3 protein-coding genes and 2 pseudogenes are annotated in these 4995 nt (G+C 36.4%); 2 read left to right on the top strand and 3 right to left on the bottom strand.

The features are described 5' to 3' along the window. Nucleotides 1–1036: Cna B-type domain-containing protein (locus AC1DJR_RS20805; RefSeq protein WP_477003404.1), on the top strand; the 1036-nt coding region annotated here is incomplete at its 5' end. A gap of 190 nt (nucleotides 1037–1226) precedes the next feature. Here the strand turns inward: AC1DJR_RS20805 and AC1DJR_RS20800 are convergent. From AC1DJR_RS20800 to map, 3 genes and pseudogenes are all read right to left on the bottom strand, one after another. Next, nucleotides 1227–1405 (bottom strand): annotated as a pseudogene (locus AC1DJR_RS20800) (type I methionyl aminopeptidase); the annotation flags it as partial. A gap of 382 nt (nucleotides 1406–1787) precedes the next feature. Next, entirely contained in the window at nucleotides 1788–3188 is a 1401-nt protein-coding gene (locus AC1DJR_RS20795) for a M28 family metallopeptidase (RefSeq protein WP_477003403.1), read from the bottom strand. Nucleotides 3189–3583: 395 nt separating this feature from the next. Continuing rightward, nucleotides 3584–4270, bottom strand: a pseudogene (map, locus tag AC1DJR_RS20790) (type I methionyl aminopeptidase); the annotation flags it as partial. A 157-nt stretch (nucleotides 4271–4427) separates the two neighbouring features. Here map and AC1DJR_RS20785 point away from each other — a divergent pair. Beyond that, on the top strand, nucleotides 4428–4995 hold a 568-nt coding region (locus tag AC1DJR_RS20785; protein ID WP_477003402.1), incomplete at its 3' end, for an ABC transporter ATP-binding protein.

Below are 4995 nucleotides of genomic sequence, written 5' to 3'. Positions count from 1 at the left end.
GGTTGGCAAAACAAAAGTAGAAGGAACGAAAACATGGAAAGACGATAACGCGAAAGATCGTCCGGAAATGATTAAAGTAGACCTACTACAAAATGGTACAGTGATTGCGACGCAAGAAGTAAGCAAAGCAACAGGCTGGAAATACGAATTCAAAGATTTAGCGGCATACGATGCCGAAGGTAAGGCATATAAGTATGAAGTAAAAGAACAAGCRGTAGACGGATATCAAACAGAAGTAAAAGGTAATGACATTACAAATACAAAAGTAGGTCAAACAAAAGTAGAAGGAACAAAAACGTGGAACGATAACAATTCACCGGATCGTCCGACGATGATTAAAGTAGACTTACTACAAAATGGTAAAGTAGTAGACACAAAAGAAGTAACAGCAGAAACAAAYTGGAAGTACACGTTTGAAAAACTACAAGCATACGATACAAAMGGAGTAGCGTACAAGTATGAAGTGAAAGAACAACCAGTAGCTGGATATCAAACAGAAGTAAAAGGTWATGACATCACGAATACAAAAGTGGGYGAAACGAAAGTAGAAGGAACAAAGGCTTGGAACGATAACAACGCAACAGATCGTCCAAGCACAATCAAAGTAGACTTACTACAAAACGGTCAAGTAATTGACACGAAAGAAGTAASWRMAGMAACAAAYTGGAAGTACACGTTTGAAAAMCTRCAAGCATACGATACAAAMGGAGTAGCGTACAAGTATGAAGTGAAAGAACAACCAGTAGCGGGATATCAATCCGAAGTAAAAGGATATGACATCACGAATACAAAAATCAAGGACGAACCAGGTGTAGATCCAAAAGATCCAAGCACAGATCCAAAAGATCCARGYACAGATCCAAATACAAATACAGACAAAAATAGCGATTCAAAAGTTCCACCTACTACAGAAAATGATAAGCCAACATTACTTCCTAACACAGGAGGAACATCAGCAGAAATGATTTCAATTCTTGGCGGTATGGTATTGTTCCTTTTAGGTGGAATTCTATTTGCTCGTCAGCGAATAAAATAATAAAAAAGCTTTAGATTATTGATTAAACCGTAATCTGGGTRGCAGACAAGTTGAAAAATTACTATTGATATTACGCCCTTTAGGTAAGTATTCAAAAAACTTCACGATAAAGTGAAGGTAAGAATGCAACCTGAAGGGTTTTTTTTATAGAAAAAGAGAACAGTTTCAAGTTGGACTCAATCAGCGGCCCAATAATATGGTCAGCTTTCATAGAGATAAGCGGCTCTAAAGTAATAACGAAATCGCTTTCAATAAGTCTATTATCCATTGGACCATAAGCTTAGAATGTGGTGTGGTATCTCATGTGATTTAAGATCAATGACCATGTTCCGTTAAGTTTTGGATGAATACATAGCCATTTTTATGGCTAATTTAGAAATAGCATTTTGTAAAGCTTTGTTCGTGAGTAGCTGCATCAGCGTTTGTTTCAGGAATAAAAGCATTAGTTCCTAAAATAACTGTTAAATCTAACACAACTGCAAGAATAATTTTTTCATAGTAGAAAGCCTTCTTTATTAGATGTAATTACTATTATTACAATTTTTATTCTACATGGTAATACCATTCAATAATACAATTACATCAATATATTACGTTTTATATTATACATGATAAATCGTATAATTAATATACTTTAATTGATGTATTAAGATTTTTTTCGGGTAATAACGCCATGTAATAGATATGCTTTTATACATATTTATTTTTCCTTCATAAAAAGCCACCGATTAGTCGGTGGCTTGAAATAGTATTAAGCAACTTTTTGCCCTGTTTGAGTAACAGGTTTTTGAAGAGTGTTATAAACACCAGTTCCGATAACTTCCAATGCCATTTTCATACGTTCTGGTGAAATGTTCTCAAATACGTTATCTTGAGGCGTGTGATATACTTTTTCGATATGATAGATTAATGGATTCCAACTATCGACGCCCATCCAAATAAATAGTGCAGAAGGGATACCCACTTCAGCAAATGGTACGTGATCACTAGAGCCAAATTTTCCTTGAAGAACGAGATTATTATTTAATTGTTTACCTGCTTGTAAGGCAGCATCTGTTACAAGATTTGTTGAGCCATCAGGAGTCATTACATATAAATTCTTTGCTTTATCATAATTTGTTGCAACCATGTCTGCGTTAAAGACACCTAAAATTCGATCACGTTCCTTTTGGGACAGACTATTAACATAATAATCAGAGCCAAGTAGGCCAGTTTCCTCAGAACCAAAAGCAATAAAACGAATTTCTTTATCAGTTTCTACATTTTGAAAAGCACGAGCCAGTTCTAATACTAATCCTGTACCAGAAGCATTATCATTTGCCCCAGGTGCTCCAACGACACTATCGTAGTGTGAACTTACAACGACGGCCTTTTCATTACCTGTACTATTTTTTGGTTTCTTTTTTGCGATGACATTTAAGGATGTTAAATTAGATTCATGTCTCGCTTTTAGGGAAAGAATTGTTGTCTCTTTTTTAGCGATTTCTTCTTTAAATGCATTTCCTTGAGCATAAGCAAGACCGAAGACAGGGATAGACTGTTTTTTAGTTAAGCGAGGATTGAAAGTTTGTCCATAGTTTCCACGACCTCCAATTAAACTGTATAAAAGAACACCTTTTGCCCCTTTACTAACAGCATTYTCAACTTGYTTATTATAATCYGCTACTGTTGCACCYCKTTCGAATAAAACAATTTTTCCGYTWACCTCATTYGGAATATCGTCCAATTTTGTACCACCTTGAACAAAGATAAGCGGAGCTGTAACAGCTTCTGTAGAAATTAGTGAATTTGGAGCAGCACCAGCTTGCCAATTACGYTTTGTSCCTAATGGTGATTCGATAAATCCAACGTATTGATCCGGYACTTGAAAGGGCTGATAYTCTACTTCATATCCCATTGATTTAAGCTSCATACCAACATAGCGAGAAGCCCATTCTTCTGATTTTGTACCACCTGGACGGGGACCGATTGTTTCGGATAAGAAACGGATATGCTCGATGGCGCGGTTTGCATCAACTTGTTTTGTAATAGGTGGAGTCTGTGTAATTTCTGACGTGGAATCAGCTTTTGCTTGTCCGATTGGAGCTAAGCTAACGGCGAGTGATACAGCAAGCAAGGAGCTTACTATTTTTTGTTTCAGTGATTTTCTCATTTTTTCCTCTCCCATTCTTCTATTCTCTCTGACTGACAAAAGAAGACGGWTAACGACTTTATTTTACCTTTATATGTATGAATTTTCAATAAATGTATGTTGAGAAATAAAAAACGCTATATGCATATTTACATATTTTTAGCGGAGATATGTATGCTATCATTTTAAATGAAGGATCGCTTTCTGTTTTGAAGGCTCCTACATTGCATGAATCTAGTGTACCCAAACTTTAGATTATGTAGGGAAAAGAGATCCGTTATAGGATTTCTTTTCTTTTGTTTGAATCATGTGATGATAACTATGTTTCCGCATTTCATAATTATCATCAGTGATATATGTAAGGCATCCATATGAAAATACGAGGCTGTTCAAGAGTTTTCCGTACTTTTGGACAGCCTCACCATAATATGATCAGCTTTCATAGAAATAAATGGTTCTACAGCGATAACAAGGCCGTCTTTTAGAAGCGCATTATCCATTGGATCATAGTAGCTTAAAATGTGGTTTGGAGCTTCGTGTAAGCTAAGACCAATACCGTGACCAGTTAAGTTTTGAATAACGTTATATCCACTTTTATGTGCAAAGTTAGAAACAGCACGACCAATTTGRTTTTGTTTTGAGCCAGCTTTTACTTTTTTCATTGCTTCCCAAAATGAGTCTACTGCTGCTTGGCAAAGTTTTTCTTTTTCTTCATCGTCGCCAAGAACAAATGAGATACCTGTATCTGCATAATATCCGTCAAGTGCGGCCGATACGTCTACGTTTACTAAATCGCCGTCTTTTAATACGCGATCGCTTGGAATGCCGTGAGCAACTTCTTCGTTTACACTAATGCAAGTTACACCTGGGAATTTATATTCTTTTTCAGGCGCTGAAATAGCACCGTGCTCATCTAATACTTTTTTACCAATTAAATCAAGCTCTTTCGTTGTCATACCTGGCTTCGCTTGCTTTTTCATTTCTTCGCGTGCAAGTGCAACGATGCGGCCGATTTTTCGTAAACCTTCTAAATCTTGTTCATTACGAATAATCATGAAAACCACTGTCCTTCCTCGAATATATGTCTTATCCGATTGTATCATGTTTGTTTTTGTACTGCTACTCGCGTGCGGTATGCGGGTTGATTCCTCTCAYAAAGAATACATGACAATTGTCATATKGATGTCATGACGCATCATACTGTTTCCTAACTTTTCCAGAACATACAATGTAAATATAAGAAACGACGGGGGTGGAGAGATGGAAAAGATTATTGAAGTAAATGGTGTTTCTAAAACATTTAAACATAAAAAAGCAGTAAATAACGTTTCATTTCATGTAAATAAAGGGCAAATAGTAGCATTACTCGGTCCAAATGGTGCGGGGAAAACAACGACAATTTCAATGATGCTCGGATTAAAAGATCCGACAGAGGGGAATGTCTCTATATTTGGAAAGAGTCCGAAGCATAGAGATGTTCGTAATAGCCTTGGTGCGATGCTACAAGAAGTAAGTGTAATTGATAGTATCACGGTAGAAGAGGCAATTGAGTTATTCCGTAGTTATTATACGAATCCTGTAGAGAAAGAAATATTACTGCAGTTGTCAAACTTAGAACCAGAAAGAAAGCAAAGATGTGAGAAATTATCGGGCGGTCAAAAAAGAAGGTTAAATTTTGCACTCGCACTTGCAGGGAATCCAGAGTTGTTATTTTTAGATGAACCAACTGTAGGGATGGACATAACATCTCGAAAAACGTTTTGGGAAACGATTMGAAARTTAGCAAGTGAAGGGAAAACGATTATTTTAACRACRCAYTATTTAGAAG

Source organism: Bacillus sp. 05T31 (assembly GCF_056396725.1).
This window is presented reverse-complemented; position numbering and strand designations above follow the sequence as displayed.